We start from the raw sequence: 13119 nt of genomic DNA, 5'->3' as shown, positions 1-13119 counted from the left end.
TGTTTGCGGTAGCCGGGCGGGTTCGCTTTCGTATCTCCGTTTTGTCGGTTGCCGTACCAGCCGTTGAACGCCTCAGCAAGTTCTTGAAGGACTCGCTGACTTGACTGCGAATGCAGGTCATCATAGCGTTCGTGGTTTTTGAGGTACGTGGTGAGTTCGTTGTGGTTGGGAATGTGATCGATTTCATCCCAGACCCGACTGCATGTCCACCGGCCGACGTTCCAGAGTTTCGAGGCGGCGAACCCGAGCGAATCAAGGTCGTCTTGCACCCGAGACTGGTTCCGTATGGAAGCAGTGTAGGTGCGAGTAACGACCTGTTTCGCCATACGTAACCTATGTAGAGAAATTCACTTGAAGGCTTGGATGGAGCAGCGTGGAATATCCAGCCGTGCCATCGGACGGTGGACTGTGAAGGGTGGTGTCGGATTCATCCCCGCGCTAAAGCGCGAGGCTTTCTCTTCGATTCTCCGTAACCCGCCGGCGCGCTCATCGCAGCCGTCGGCGACGACTGACGACCGCCGTCGGGAACGACTGACGACGGAACAGGTCCAGTCGGCGGCCTGCGTCGGTACCCACGAAAGCCCTGGTGAGGGTTCGTATCCGGCAGCCCTTATAAAGAAATAACCTATGCTTAAAAAATAGCGGACCTCCTAACAATCAAACGACACTGCGATGGGCACACAGTGTCTCGAACGCTGTTAATCACACCAGACGGAACGCTCCGGGATCAGCACGCTCCGCGGTCGAATTCCGAGCGGGGAGGTGCCCGAAATGGCATCGCAACCAGAGTGTCCACCGTGTCCGACGGAGGCTAGTATGGCGGACACCGTTATCATCTACAACCCGCAGAGCGGAGGCGGCTCACACGCCGACAAGGTCGAGGCCCGAGCGGATCTGAGCGGGTACGCGATTGAACGGTCTGAACAGGCCGGCGAAGCGGTGACACTGACACAGGAGGCCGTGGACGCCGGATACTCGACAATCGTGGCCGGCGGCGGTGACGGGACGATCAACGAAGTCGTTCAGGGGATCGACCAGGCCGACGCGTTCGACGACGTCACGCTCGGTATCCTCCCGCTCGGGTCGGGAAACAACTTCGCGAAACAGATCGGTATCACCGATCTCGAAACTGCGTTCACCGCCATCGATGACGGTGCCAGGCGGACCATCGATATCGGGATGGCGACCGATCGGCCCTTCGTGAACTCCTGCGTCGCAGGGTTAACCGCCGAGTCGGTCAGCGAGACGTCCGGAGACATGAAGTCTCGCATCGGCGGGTTGGCGTACGTGATCACGACGCTCCGGACCGCGACGGAGTTCGATCCGCTAGAGCTTACGATCGACGACGGGGGGGATGACGGAGACACGTCGATCTGGAGCGGTGAAGCGCTCAGCGTGATGGTCGGAAACGGCCGTCAGTTCGCGGCGGACGGGACGACACAGGCCAACATGGAGGACGGCCGCTTCGAGGTCGCGATCGTCAAGGACGTGCCCACCGTTGATCTGATGAGTGACGCGGTACTCGAACGGCTGTTCGGACGGGACTCACCCCACATCGACCGGTTTCAAGCCGCGTCGCTTGACATCAGCGGCCGCTCGTCGGACCCCGTCAGATTCAGCATGGACGGGGAGACGTTCCAGCAACGCGACCTCGCACTCACTGTTCGACCGAACACGCTGCGGCTCGTCGTCGGGGAGGGATACGACTCCTCTCCGATGGACACGTGAATCGACGGACCCGCGACCGGCCGGGAGACAGCGAATCGTCGACTGATGACCCGGTGTTCACGGTCGATCTCCACGCCCACACGCGGTTTTTCCACGGCTTCCAAGCGAAGCCGACTCCGTACGATCCGGTCGGGGCGCAGCTGTTGGGGCTCTGGGGGCGACGCGCCGGACTCGACGGAATCGCGCTGACCAACCACGACTACTACCGCGCGTTCGACGGCACAACGGGGGAACCGCAGCTCATTCCGGGCATCGAAGTCACGACGACGGCCGGCCACCTCTTGGTCGTCGGACCGGATCCGCCACGTCGGACGGTTCCCGGCGAACGCACCCCGGAGGAGGTCGTGTCGCAGGCGCACCGCAACGGGTGTGCCGCGATCGTCGCGCACCCGTATCGACGGAGTCGCGTTCGCGAGAGCGACGCGGAGTTCGACGCCGTCGAGATAAACGGGAAGCACCCCGACAACGCCGAGCGCGTACGTGCGCTCGCCGAATCGCTTGACGTCCCGGTCGTCGGCGGGAGCGACGCCCACTACCCCTTCGAGGTCGGGCGGACGGCGACCCGGATCGAGGCGCCGGAACTCACGCCCGACGCCGTGGTCGCGGCGATTCGAGAGGGAGCGGTCGAGGTGGAGATCCGCAACTCGCGGGTCGACGAGCTCATGCGAACTGCGTACAGCTACACACATCGCTACCTGTGAACAGTATTCTCGACCCGCGCCTTAGCACACCGTTGCCAACCGCTTACGGCCGATCGCGGAACAGCGCGAGATGGCGGAGCGCCATCCGGTTCTCGATCCCGCCTGCGAGAGCGCCCGACAGCACGCCCAGCGTGCTGATGAAGCCTCCCACACGGATGAGATCGGTGAGCCCGACGGTTGGGTCCTCGAGGCTCGGCCAGTTCGTCATCAGGTTCGGCGGGAAGATGGCGAGTTCGATCAGGAGCATGATCGATCCGACGAGGACGAAGAGCCCCATCATCGCCACGACGAGGATGAAGAACACCGTCACGTTCACCAACGCCATGTGTTCGGTGATCACTTGGCTCCGCTTGCGGGGGAAGAACAGCCGCTGGACGTACAGGAGGTGGACGGCGGCGGCGACGATGCTCCCGATGGCGAACAGCGCGGCGACTCGATTGGTCAGGTTCAGCCCCACGTCCCACGTCTCGGCGCTGAACACGAGGATTAGCGTCGGCGTCACCGCGGCCGTCGAGAGGCGCGGAAGCGAGAACGGAAGCAGCGGTGCGCGGCTCTGCAGCAGCGTCGAGACGACGGTCCACGGGTTCCGCGCGAGGCTCAGGGCGTGAAACGCTAGCCGTCGAAGCCGCCCCCGCGAGACGTCTTCTTCGGGGATGCGAGTGGCGATCTTTCTGAGGTGTTGCGTGATGTCCGCGTCGAACGACGGAACGCTCCGCCGATCGGGGTCGAACGAGAACGACGCCATCACGCCGCCGTCGCCGTGGTCCGCACCGAACACGTGTCCGAAGAGATGCACGAGGAGGGTCGCGGCGTTCCAGCGGACGGCCGCCGAATCGAGCGCCTGGACCGTTTCGCGGCCGGATCTCCGACGGAGTCGTCGCGTCGAGACGACGACCACCCGCGCGATCGGCGACGCGAGCCCCTCGACGGATCGCTCGTCGCGCGTAGTCAGGGGCACGTCGGTCACGACGACGACGAGGTCGTAGGGGCGTTTCACCATGTGCAGTGCGGCTTCGTCGAGGAACTCCGACGGCCGCCGGGGCGCGGCGTCGGTAAGTGGGTCGGGTTCGCCGCAGTGAACGTTCCAGGTCGCGTCCGTGGCTGCCGCCAGCTCGTCGACGCCGTCGCGGGCCATCCGCTCACCGAACGACTGCAGCGGCTCGGCGTCCGTCCCCGGCGAGTGCGCGATGAGGACCCCGACGTCGATCTGCGGCGTAGCCTCGTCTCCGTCGGTCATCGCACCGAGAGCGGAGCCGTAACCCGGATTGAAGCGAAGGGCTCACAGTTCGGCAACCGAGCGTCGTCCATCAGTAGCCGGTCACAGATACGCATCGTCCCACTCGTCGGCCAGATGCGTGTTGCCACAGTCCCCGCACTCGAGCCGATCTAGGCCGTCGATAGAGACGTTCGTGCTGCCGCACTGTGAACAGAAGTACCCGTACGTGACCTCCTCGTCGTCGTCCGCAGCGTACACGGTGAAGAACGGGGCCTCACTGCCGGGAACGCTCTCGTCGTGATCGACGGGCAAGTCGGCCCCGTCGACGGTGACGGACTGCGGGACCGTGACGGTCGGTTCGTTCGCCGTCTCCGTCGATTGGCCCTCCGTGAACATGGTGACTGCGAATTCCTCTCCGCCGACCAGTAGCTGATCGTGTTCGCCCTGTTTGAGGCCGAACCCTTCGAGGAACTCGCCGCCCTCCACGGCTTCGTCGAGGACGCTCGCCGCGATCGGCTTTTCCGCGTACCGTTCGCGAACCCGTTCGAGCAGTGCCGTGGCAGCGCCCCCGCCTCGGGCGGTCGGGTCCACGTGGAGCCACCGGATCGTCGCTTCCTCGCCGACGTCGACGGTGACGAACCCGCGGACGGTTTCGGTGCCGTCGACCGTCTCTTCGGCGACGAGAACGCCCGTATCCGCGTCGTCGAGCAGGTCGGTCAGTGCCGCGTCGTCGAACTCCTCTCCGAGTATCGACTCGATCTGGTCCGGACTGAGCGAGTACGACGACTGCAGCGAGTCGCGTGCGATTGCGCTGATCTGTTCTCTGTCATCGGACTCCGCAGGGCGAACATTCATGTGATTTTGTAGTTTTGAACCGTTATATTTTATATTTTATACTGATATTTTGATGTCCCGTGCTGAAAAGGAGGGTTCAGCAGGAGACGGACCGGTAGCGTCCCAGCGGACGGTGTCACCTGGTGAGGTGAATCTCGTCGTCGGAGACGGTCTCGATGCTGGCGGGATCGAGTTGATAGTTGTCTTCGTCGGCGTCGCCCCAGCCCAGTTTGGATCGTATCGTATCTGTCAGTCCCGGGTCGGGATCGACGTGTGCCATGCCGTGTTCCACGCTGATAACACGACCAATCGAGTCACCGTCGGCGTTTACGACGTTCTTGCCCTCATCGTCCGCTGTCAGCGTTATCTTGTCTACCATATCATTCGGATATACAACGCTTCAGACACTGACCGTTCTGCTTGCCTCTGCTAGGCGTCTATATAGAACACTCGTCGAACACCGTACCCTGGCTCTCGACGCGATCACGGGCGACCCCGCGGCTCACGTTGCCTGCGGATGTCACGTCAGTGGAACTCGCACCTGCTGAGGCGCCGGGTCGAATCGGGCCGGCTCCTCGTCGGGCGACAGATCGACGTCTCCACTTTTAAAGGCGCGCCGCGCTCCGGCACCGCGTCTCCCGAGGTCCACGGGGGTATCGAACGCCTCGAACGATTCCGGGCCGAGGTTGGCGACCGCGTTGGAACCGTCGAGGTTGCCCTCGTGGTCGCGAAGGACGTTGAGGTTGCCCTCGTGGTCGCGAACGAAACCCCGCGCGGGTGTGGGAGTCCTCCACGATGACGAATCCCACACATAAACCGGGTTGCGCCTGCAAGCCGCGGTCTTTTGACTTTCAGAGTCGGGTGGTCCTTATGACAGTCGTCGATACGCTGATCGTGTGGTTCACAGCGAATCAACCATGAGCATCGTCGACCACTACTGGGGCCTCCGCGACTGGTTCCCGGTCCCGCACCGAAACGGACGAGTCCACGCGATTCGGTGGGTCCTGCTGGAGGCCAACCGACTCGCGGTATCTGGTGCGCTGCTGACATTTGTGTTCGCGTCGCTCATGATTATCGGAGATATCTGGACCTTCGAGATGCAGGGGGTCCTCACGGAGACGCCCGCGGTCCAGACGATTCTGAGTTCGCTGTTGAGCGGCATCATCCTGCTCGTGTCAATCGTGGTCTCGATCAACTCGATCGTCCTCTCTCACGACATCACCTCCATGGATACGCAAGGCAGGCGCATCCGGGGAATGGTGGAGTTCCGACAGGACATCGACCGGATGGGCGAGAGCGGGAAGAGTCCCACGGACCCGGCCTCGTTCCTCAGCCTGATGGCGTCGATCATCAGCGATCGGGCGACCGCTCTCGAGAGGACTGCCGCGGGGAGCGATGAGGAACTGACCCAGGACATACAGGAGTACGTCGACGAGATCATCAAAACGGTCGAGCCGCTCGGCGATCAACGGAGGAGCGCTTCCGGTGCGGAGTTCGGCATCCTCTGGCTCGGGCTGGAGGCGGACTACGGGATGTACATGGACCGCTCGCGGACGCTCCGGACCGCCTACGAGAGCGACCTGTCCGATACGTTCGGGGAGGAGCTCGACGAACTCATGGAGGCGTTCAAGCTGTTCGCCACCGGGAAGGAGTACTTCAAAACGCTCTACTACACGCAAGAGGTGTCGCAGCTGTCGCGGACGCTGCTCGTCATCTCGCTGCCGTCGATCCTCGTCACCGCGTCGGCCATCCTCGCGATCAATGCACAGATCCTACCCAGCGCGTGGGTGTTCGGCCTCCCACCGCTGATGAGTTTCGTTGCGACCGTGTTCACGGTCGCGCTGGCCCCGTTTCTCGTGTTGACCTCGTACATGCTTCGGCTCTCGACGGTCGCCCAGCATACCGCCGGAGCGGGGCCCTTCTCGCTGAAATAGTAAGGGCCGCGATCGCACACCCGGTCGCGTCGCCCGTTCTGACTACGGACGGTTGTCTCGATCGTCGCGAGGGACGGTCACGGACGGACAAACCGTGTTCTACCGAAAAGGCGATCGACGAGATGGATACCGAGGTTCAGTGAACGGGACGTTCACGGCGGTGAGGATGTCAAACACCACGGAGTGTTCCACACAGTACTCGTGGTGACGATCCTCGCCGCGGTCATCGGTCCCGTTGTCGGGAAGGTCGTCGAGGCAGTCGTCGGTGACACAGACTGGCTGTCCCCCGAAGCGGCGGCCCACAGCATCCGATTCGGCTTCTTGACGGTCTGGATCCCCGGACTCGCCCACGTCTTCGCGGATATGCTCTCGGCGCCGGACCTCGCCGATTCCATCGAACCGCTCTGGCCGATCTACGGTGGGTCGATTGGCGTCGACCTCGTCTGGTACAACAACCCCGTCGTCAATTGGGGGCTCCTCGTCGCCGGCGTCCTCGTCAACATCGGGCTGTACGCGTACCTCGGCGGTCGGTCCTTCGGGGGCTGACCGGGACTTCTCAGGGACGATTTCCCGGCGAAGAGCCTGCGGATGCAAGCCCGACGCTATTGTATCTCGACTCTGTAGCTGTACCATGGGACGATCGATACGCGGCGGACAAACACTACAGAGACTGGGAATCGCATCGACCCTGCTCGACGCCGCCGTGGCGTTCGCCCGTCGGGACAACCGGTTGGGGGTCCTCTTGCTCGGTGCGGCCATCGTCTCGATATGGGTGCCGGGCTTGGGCGTGGTCGCCTCCGCCCTCACCCGACTGTACCGGAGGCTCCGATGAGATCGCCGTCCGGCCCTCGGAGGTGTCCAGCATGAGCGAAGACACGGAGGCGGGGGCGGACCCGGACGACAAGCTCGTCACCCCCGGTGAGTCGGTGTACGACGAGGACGGACAGGTCCTCGGGCAGGTAAGCAAGTACACCGGTGACGGGTTCGAGGTCGCAACCACAGAGAGCGGCTCGACCGGGGGGGACGACGCGGAGACCATTCCGGGGCAGGAGTTCGGTGAGGGGTACCTGATGTGGCGGTGTTCGGAGTGCGGGGAGATGGGCGACCTCGAGGGCGGGATGCCGGAGTCGTGTCCGGAGTGTGGCGCGCCTGAGGAGGAGATCGTCGCGGTCGAAGAGGACTGACGGCAGTACGACGCGCTCGTCGACGGCGCGTTCCCCTCGGCGACGGCGGGACCCACACGGGCGATCCCCGAGATGATTCTCCGGATCTCATACTGGTCAGATTAGTACACTGATAACGTGATTTAATTGTGAACTATACTCTTGTTTTAATATAAAGCTCCAGTAAGGGAGCGACCGCCATGGTCACGCTACTGTCAGCCGCTCTTCCGCACGAAACGTTCGTTCTCTCTGAGACGCTCTCGTCGGTTCCGAACGCGAGCTTCGAGGTTGAGGGTGTGGTTGAGACGTGCGACACCAGCGTGATGCCCCTTATCTGGGCGAGCGCCGCCGACCACGACAACCTCGATTCGGTCCTCGTAGACGATCCCACGACAGAGGAAGTCGAGTTACTCTCGGATCACGCCGACCGGCGGTTGTACCGGATGAAATGGATCAACAACGTCCAGGGCCTGCTCGAGACGCTCGTGACGAACCAAGCGACGATCCTGACGGCGACGACGAGCGACGGGCGCTGGATCGTCCGTCTCATGTTCCCGACTCACGACGGCGTGAGAGAAACGATGGCCCACTGCAAGGAGCACGACATCGACCTGGAGATGATCGCGATCCGCGAGATGAGCGGCCAGCCGGCGGGCCGGTACGGGCTCACCGACGCGCAGTTCGAGGCCCTGACGACCGCCTGGAAACAAGGATTCTACACGGTCCCCCGCGGGGTCGAACTCGTCGACATCGCCGCGGACCTCGGTATCTCTCATCAGGCGCTCTCCGAACGGTTGCGACGGGGCGTCGACGCGCTCATTCGGGACACGTTAATGGTCGACGACCACCCGGCCGAACTCATCAACTGACCGCCTCCCGCGGAGTGATGGAGTCGACCGCGGAGTGATGGAGTCGACCGCGAGGCGACTTCCCGCTCGACTTTTACCGGTGAACCAACTACTCGACCACATGGCGACCCGTGAGGCCCTCTGGGATTACCGCGACGAGTTCGGCGACGCCTTCGGGCGCACTTACTTCCGCCGGTTCGGCCCGGGCGTCGCCTCCAGTGTCGGGCTCGGAACGTACCTCGGCGACCCGACCCCCGCCGTCGACGACGACTCCCGCGAGGCGATCGACCTCGCGCTCCGTTCCGGCGTGAACCACGTCGACACCGCCGTCAACTACCGGTGCGGGCGCGCCGAGCGCGTCGTCGGCGAGGCGGTCCGTAACTCCCCGATCGGTCGCGACGCCGTCGTGGTGGCGACCAAGGGCGGGTTCCTCCCGTTCGACGGCGAGCGACCCGACGACCCCGCCGCCTACGTCCGCGAGCGGTTCGTGGAGCCGGGCATCGTCGCGCCCGCCGACCTCGCGAACGGGGCGCACGCGATAACGCCCGACTACCTGGAGTGGTCGCTCGACCGCTCGCTGGAACGACTCGGCCTCGACGCGATCGACTGCTACTACGTCCACAACCCGGAGACGCAGCTGGCGACGCGCTCTCGGGAGGCGGTGTACGACGGGTTGGAGGCCGCCTTCGAACTCCTCGAGCGGCGGCGCGCCGCCGGCGACGTCGGCGCCTACGGCGTCGCGACGTGGGACGCGTTCCGGGTCGCCGAGGGCGACGACCGATACCTCTCGCTCGCGGAGGTCCTCGCGCGGGCCGAAGCCGCTGGCGAGGCGATCGGCCCCGACGACGACCACGGGTTCGAGGCGATCCAGCTCCCCTTTAACGTCGCGATGGCGGACGCGTTCACGCGACGGAATCAACGTCCGCCCGGCGACGACGACTCAGACGCGGAACCGGTCTCCACGCTGGAGCTCGCCCACGAGGCCGGCCTCTCCGTGGTGACGAGCGCGAGCATCGGCCAAGGCGAACTTGCCGTTGAGGGCGCGATCCCGGCGGAGGTCGACGCGACGCTCGCGGGCGAGACCCCGGCGCAGCGCGCGCTCAACTTCGCGCGGAGCGCGCCGGCGGTCACCGCCTCGCTCGTCGGCACGAACGACCTCGACCACCTCCGCGAGAACGTCGCCGCCGGGACGTTCGACCCCCTCGGCGCGTCGGCGTTCGACGCGGTGTTCGAATAGCGACGCGAGGCGATAAAAAGGGACCAAGTGGCGCGGAGTGACGGAAATCGTGGGGACGCGGGGACGGGCGGTCTCGACGACAGTGCACCGGGAGACGAGGGCGTCAGCGGAGTTCTTTATAAGTGGCTTTGCACTCGGGGCAGACGCGGACCGAGAACACCTCGTCCGGATCGTTCTTCTTTTTCAGAACTTTTTCGCAGTCGGCACAGTTCAGCCGCTCGTACGTGTCTTTGAACAGGTCGCCGTCGCGAAGTCCTTTCCGCGTCGATTTCATGAACCGAGATTGATCGCGAGACGGTATAAAAACCCCGTACGACGCCGGTCGGACGCGGCGCTTTCGCAACGCTTGTCTCCCGCCGCCGAGAATCTCGCCCGTGTCACGGAATCGGCTGTTCGGATCGCTTTGCGCGATCGTCTTCCTCGTCAACTTCGCGCGGGTCGTGTTCGCACCCCTCGTGGGCGAGTTCATCAGCGAGTTTGCAATCGGCGAGGGGACGGCGGGACTTATCGTCACGCTCGCGTGGCTCGGTTCGGCGGCCCCGCGGCTGCCGGCCGGTTGGGCGCTGACGCGCTTCTCCCGCCAGTTCGTGGTCCTCGCCTCCGGAGCGATGCTGACGGTCGGCGCGCTCGGCGTCGCGCTCGCACCGGGCGTCCCGACGCTGATGGTCGCCGCGTTCGCGATCGGCTTGGCGTCCGGCGTGTACTTCGTCGCCGCCAACCCCTTTATCGCGGAGCTGTTCCCGGCACGCGTCGGGCGCGTGATGGGCGTTCACGGGATGGCGAGCCAGCTCGCCGCGGTCGCCGCCGCGCCCGCCGTCACGGTCGCGCTGTGGTACGACTGGCGGCTCGCCTTTTACGGCCTCGCGCTCGCCGCCGCCGCCTCGACCGCCGTCTTCGCCGTCCTCGCTCGTCAGACGGACCTCCCGGACGCCGGCACGGGCGACACCGACTTCGTCGGCGGGGCGCTCTCGGAGTGGAAGCTGATTCTGGCGGGAGTCGTGCTGATGGGCCTCACGAGCTTCGTCTGGCAGGGGCTGTTCAACTTCTACGAGCTGTACATGGTGGATAAGGGGCTCCCGCCCAGGACGGCGCGGAACCTGCTGACGGTGATCTTCGCCGCGGGCGTCCCCGCGTTTCTCGTCTCCGGCGACCTCGCTGACCGCCTCCCCCACGTCCCGTACCTGCTCGGGATCGTGTCGACGTTCATCGGCGGCGTCGTCCTCGTGGTCGTCTCCTCCGGACTGGTTGCGGTCGTCGCCGCCAGCATCGTCGTCGGCTTCGCCATCCACATGTTGTTTCCCGCGGGCGACACCTACCTGCTCGCGTCGCTGCCGGACGAGTCGCGCGCGTCGGCGTACGCCGTCTTCTCCGCCGGGATGATGACGACGCAGGCGGCCGGCTCGTGGGTCGTCGGCGAGGCGATCGAGGCGGGCGCCGGCTACGACGCGGTGTTTCTCTCGCTCGCCGGGGGCCTCTCGCTCGTCGTCGTCGCCTACGCGGCCTTGGAGCGTCTCGGTCGGGTCCCCGGCGGCGCCGCGGGGACGGAGCGCCCGGCCTGACCGGCAGGGGACCGCGGGTATCGGACCTATTTAGGGCGTCCCGCCCGTACGACTGATAAATGGAGTACGTCCAAGAGCGCGTGACCACGCTGCACGCGTTGACTGACCACCAGCCGGACGCCCCAACCGGCCGGGCCGCGGTCGTCGTGCCGATGACGGAGCGCGAGTACGGGACGCTCGCCGCCGACCGAGTCCTGACCGCGCTGGAGTCGGTCGACCCCGCCCGCGTCGTCGTCCCCCTCCGCGCGTCTGCCGAGCGCGTCGGGCCCTTCGCCGACTGGCTCGGCGGCTTCGACGTGAACGTGGAGCCCCTGTGGTGCGGCGGGCCGCGGCTCACGGAGCTGCTCGCCGACCGCGGGCTCGACGGGAGCCGCGGGAAGGGCCGAGACGTGTGGCTCGGGCTGGGTCGCGCCTTACCGGAGGAGTTCGTCGTCGTCCACGACGCCGACACCAAGACGTACTCGCCCGACTTCCTGAACCGACTGCTGTTCCCGCTCGCGCACGGCCACGAGTTTTCGAAGGGGTACTACGCCCGCGTCGAAGACGGGTCGCTGTACGGGCGGCTGTTCCGGCTGTTCTTCAGGCCGCTAGTTCGCGCGCTCGCCGACGCGACCGACCGCCGCGAGCCGGGGGTACTGGAGTACCTCGACGCGTTCCGCTACGCGCTCGCCGGAGAGTTCGCGGCGACGACCGACCTCGTCTCGCGGTGCCGGGTCCAGCGCGGCTGGGGGTTGGAGGTCGGAACGCTCGGCGAGGTGTTCGCACACGCCGGGTTCGCGGGGAGCGCGCAGGTCGACTTGGGGCGGTACGAACACGATCACCGCTCCGTCGACGGGCCGACCGGGCTCGCCGACATGAGTCGGGCGGTCGGCGAGGCGACGCTGCGAGCGGTCGAGGGCGCCGGCGTCGCGATCGACTACGATACGCTCGCCGACCGCTACCGCGAGACGGCCGACGGGCTGATCCACGGCTACGGGACGGACGCCGCGTTCAACGGGCTCGACTACGACCACGCCGACGAGCGCGAGCAGGTCGCGACGTACGCCGACGCCCTCGGCAAGCCGGGGCCGGACACTCGCCTGCCGGCGTGGCGCGACGCGCCGGTCACACCCGCCGAAGTCGCCGACGCGGCGCGGGCCGATCTCGCGGCGGCGCGCGAAGAACACTCCGGAGCTGGAGACCGGACGCCGCGGGAGGGCGACCGCCAACAGCCCGAGGGTCCGAACACCGATTCCACGGCGGGAGAGGAGTAATCCATGGGAGACGGGACCGGAGCCGACACGCCCAGCGTCGCCGCCCGCGACGATCTTGCCGGCGTCGTCGACCTGTTCGAGTGGCTCACCCGCGAGGAGCTGTCGCGGGCGCTCTCGGAACTCGCTTATAAACAGCGGTCCGAGGTCGACGACGAGGCCATCGCCGCCGCCATCGACGTCGCCGTCGCGGAGTACGCGCTCGTCCCCGCGCCGCCCGCAGCGCTCTCGGAGATGGGACCGGGGAACACACTGGAAGCGGTGACGGAGCCCGCCGACCCCACGGACGGGAGCGACGACGACGCGATCGCGCTCGCGGTCGGCCCGGCCGCGTTCCCCTCGCTGCCGGCGGACGCCGAGGACCTCCCGCACATTCTCGACGTGCCCGACCGCGACGTGGACCGGGAGACGCTCTCCGAGGCCGTGCTGGAGCGGCTGTCCGCGGACGCGGTCGCCGCGATCGAGGCGAGCGACGCAGAGCGGCTGGAACGTCTCGCTGACGTGACATACGACATCGAGGCGTGGGCGCCCGTCGACGCCGGCGCCGTGCGGGAGCGGATCGTCGACGAACTGGAGGGATGACCCCCTTCACGCTCGATCGATCCGGTACTGCCACACTGACGACCGCTGTGACTTCCGGAGACACTAT

16 protein-coding genes and 1 pseudogene are annotated in these 13119 nt (G+C 65.8%); 12 read left to right on the top strand and 5 right to left on the bottom strand.

What is annotated here, in order from left to right:
• Positions 1 to 326, bottom strand: a pseudogene (locus ACNS88_RS12610) (RNA-guided endonuclease TnpB family protein); the annotation flags it as partial.
• A gap of 490 nt (positions 327 to 816) precedes the next feature.
• Between ACNS88_RS12610 and ACNS88_RS12605 the strand changes: the two are divergent.
• Positions 817 to 1728, top strand: a complete 912-nt coding sequence (locus ACNS88_RS12605; RefSeq protein WP_435098151.1) for a diacylglycerol/lipid kinase family protein — start codon at positions 817 to 819, stop codon at positions 1726 to 1728.
• Positions 1725 to 2429: a PHP-associated domain-containing protein gene (locus ACNS88_RS12600; protein WP_435098148.1), complete on the top strand. Its 705-nt coding sequence runs from the start codon at positions 1725 to 1727 to the stop codon at positions 2427 to 2429. The genes ACNS88_RS12605 and ACNS88_RS12600 overlap by 4 nt, the downstream gene beginning before the upstream one ends.
• 43 nt (positions 2430 to 2472) lie before the next feature.
• Here ACNS88_RS12600 and ACNS88_RS12595 read toward each other — a convergent pair whose 3' ends face one another.
• The 3 genes from ACNS88_RS12595 to ACNS88_RS12585 all read right to left on the bottom strand — a co-directional run bounded on the left by ACNS88_RS12595 (position 2473) and on the right by ACNS88_RS12585 (position 4858).
• Positions 2473 to 3666: a hypothetical protein gene (locus ACNS88_RS12595; protein ID WP_435098145.1), complete on the bottom strand. Its 1194-nt coding sequence runs from the start codon at positions 3664 to 3666 to the stop codon at positions 2473 to 2475.
• 81 nt (positions 3667 to 3747) lie between these two features.
• Positions 3748 to 4500, bottom strand: a complete 753-nt coding sequence (locus tag ACNS88_RS12590) for a GNAT family N-acetyltransferase (RefSeq protein ID WP_435098142.1) — start codon at positions 4498 to 4500, stop codon at positions 3748 to 3750.
• Positions 4501 to 4615: 115 nt separating this feature from the next.
• Positions 4616 to 4858: a DUF8593 domain-containing protein gene (locus ACNS88_RS12585; RefSeq protein WP_435098139.1), complete on the bottom strand. Its 243-nt coding sequence runs from the start codon at positions 4856 to 4858 to the stop codon at positions 4616 to 4618.
• 138 nt (positions 4859 to 4996) lie between these two features.
• Between ACNS88_RS12585 and ACNS88_RS12580 the strand changes: the two genes are divergently transcribed.
• The 7 genes from ACNS88_RS12580 to ACNS88_RS12550 all read left to right on the top strand — a co-directional run bounded on the left by ACNS88_RS12580 (position 4997) and on the right by ACNS88_RS12550 (position 9661).
• Positions 4997 to 5278: a hypothetical protein gene (locus tag ACNS88_RS12580; protein ID WP_435098136.1), complete on the top strand. Its 282-nt coding sequence runs from the start codon at positions 4997 to 4999 to the stop codon at positions 5276 to 5278.
• 118 nt (positions 5279 to 5396) lie between these two features.
• Positions 5397 to 6413: a DUF7972 family membrane protein gene (locus ACNS88_RS12575; protein ID WP_435098133.1), complete on the top strand. Its 1017-nt coding sequence runs from the start codon at positions 5397 to 5399 to the stop codon at positions 6411 to 6413.
• Between the two features lie 60 nt (positions 6414 to 6473).
• A complete protein-coding gene (locus ACNS88_RS12570; RefSeq protein WP_435098160.1) occupies positions 6474 to 6959 on the top strand; it encodes a metal-dependent hydrolase in 486 nt (161 codons plus the stop codon).
• A gap of 85 nt (positions 6960 to 7044) precedes the next feature.
• Positions 7045 to 7245 (top strand): hypothetical protein, encoded by a 201-nt coding sequence (locus tag ACNS88_RS12565; RefSeq protein ID WP_435098130.1) that lies wholly within the window; start codon positions 7045 to 7047, stop codon positions 7243 to 7245.
• A 31-nt stretch (positions 7246 to 7276) separates the two neighbouring features.
• Positions 7277 to 7597, top strand: coding sequence for a DUF7130 family rubredoxin-like protein (locus tag ACNS88_RS12560; RefSeq protein ID WP_435098127.1), 321 nt, complete (start codon positions 7277 to 7279; stop codon positions 7595 to 7597).
• Positions 7598 to 7776: 179 nt separating this feature from the next.
• Complete coding sequence (locus ACNS88_RS12555) at positions 7777 to 8445, top strand: helix-turn-helix domain-containing protein (protein WP_435098124.1); 669 nt, start codon at positions 7777 to 7779, stop codon at positions 8443 to 8445.
• Between the two features lie 100 nt (positions 8446 to 8545).
• Positions 8546 to 9661, top strand: a complete 1116-nt coding sequence (locus ACNS88_RS12550) for an aldo/keto reductase (RefSeq protein WP_435098121.1) — start codon at positions 8546 to 8548, stop codon at positions 9659 to 9661.
• Between the two features lie 103 nt (positions 9662 to 9764).
• Here ACNS88_RS12550 and ACNS88_RS12545 read toward each other — a convergent pair whose 3' ends face one another.
• Positions 9765 to 9935, bottom strand: a complete 171-nt coding sequence (locus ACNS88_RS12545) for an HVO_0758 family zinc finger protein (protein ID WP_435098118.1) — start codon at positions 9933 to 9935, stop codon at positions 9765 to 9767.
• 100 nt (positions 9936 to 10035) lie between these two features.
• Between ACNS88_RS12545 and ACNS88_RS12540 the strand changes: the two genes are divergently transcribed.
• Genes ACNS88_RS12540 through ACNS88_RS12530 form a run of 3 tightly spaced genes read left to right on the top strand, consistent with a single transcriptional unit; the run spans position 10036 to position 13052 of the window.
• Positions 10036 to 11220: an MFS transporter gene (locus ACNS88_RS12540; protein WP_435098116.1), complete on the top strand. Its 1185-nt coding sequence runs from the start codon at positions 10036 to 10038 to the stop codon at positions 11218 to 11220.
• Between the two features lie 59 nt (positions 11221 to 11279).
• The gene (locus tag ACNS88_RS12535; protein WP_435098113.1) at positions 11280 to 12473 is read left to right on the top strand and encodes a glycosyltransferase family protein; all 1194 of its coding nucleotides are present in this window, start codon (positions 11280 to 11282) and stop codon (positions 12471 to 12473) included.
• A gap of 3 nt (positions 12474 to 12476) precedes the next feature.
• The gene (locus ACNS88_RS12530) at positions 12477 to 13052 is read left to right on the top strand and encodes a DUF7109 family protein (RefSeq protein WP_435098110.1); all 576 of its coding nucleotides are present in this window, start codon (positions 12477 to 12479) and stop codon (positions 13050 to 13052) included.
• Positions 13053 to 13119: the final 67 nt, after the last annotated feature.

This window comes from Halorubrum shenae (genome assembly GCF_051194165.1).
Classification (GTDB): domain Archaea; phylum Halobacteriota; class Halobacteria; order Halobacteriales; family Haloferacaceae; genus Halorubrum.
This window is presented reverse-complemented; position numbering and strand designations above follow the sequence as displayed.

Excerpts from the sequence above, each read along its gene's own strand:
- ACNS88_RS12585 (WP_435098139.1), bottom strand. The coding sequence starts at position 4,858 with ATGGTAGACAAGATAACGCTGACAGCGGACGATGAGGGCAAGAACGTC.
- ACNS88_RS12580 (WP_435098136.1), top strand. The coding sequence starts at position 4,997 with ATGTCACGTCAGTGGAACTCGCACCTGCTGAGGCGCCGGGTCGAATCG.
- ACNS88_RS12575 (WP_435098133.1), top strand. The coding sequence starts at position 5,397 with ATGAGCATCGTCGACCACTACTGGGGCCTCCGCGACTGGTTCCCGGTC.
- ACNS88_RS12595 (WP_435098145.1), bottom strand. The coding sequence starts at position 3,666 with ATGACCGACGGAGACGAGGCTACGCCGCAGATCGACGTCGGGGTCCTC.
- ACNS88_RS12565 (WP_435098130.1), top strand. The coding sequence starts at position 7,045 with ATGGGACGATCGATACGCGGCGGACAAACACTACAGAGACTGGGAATC.
- ACNS88_RS12590 (WP_435098142.1), bottom strand. The coding sequence starts at position 4,500 with ATGAATGTTCGCCCTGCGGAGTCCGATGACAGAGAACAGATCAGCGCA.
- ACNS88_RS12535 (WP_435098113.1), top strand. The coding sequence starts at position 11,280 with ATGGAGTACGTCCAAGAGCGCGTGACCACGCTGCACGCGTTGACTGAC.
- ACNS88_RS12560 (WP_435098127.1), top strand. The coding sequence starts at position 7,277 with ATGAGCGAAGACACGGAGGCGGGGGCGGACCCGGACGACAAGCTCGTC.
- ACNS88_RS12605 (WP_435098151.1), top strand. The coding sequence starts at position 817 with ATGGCGGACACCGTTATCATCTACAACCCGCAGAGCGGAGGCGGCTCA.
- ACNS88_RS12530 (WP_435098110.1), top strand. The coding sequence starts at position 12,477 with ATGGGAGACGGGACCGGAGCCGACACGCCCAGCGTCGCCGCCCGCGAC.
- ACNS88_RS12555 (WP_435098124.1), top strand. The coding sequence starts at position 7,777 with ATGGTCACGCTACTGTCAGCCGCTCTTCCGCACGAAACGTTCGTTCTC.
- ACNS88_RS12550 (WP_435098121.1), top strand. The coding sequence starts at position 8,546 with ATGGCGACCCGTGAGGCCCTCTGGGATTACCGCGACGAGTTCGGCGAC.
- ACNS88_RS12545 (WP_435098118.1), bottom strand. The coding sequence starts at position 9,935 with ATGAAATCGACGCGGAAAGGACTTCGCGACGGCGACCTGTTCAAAGAC.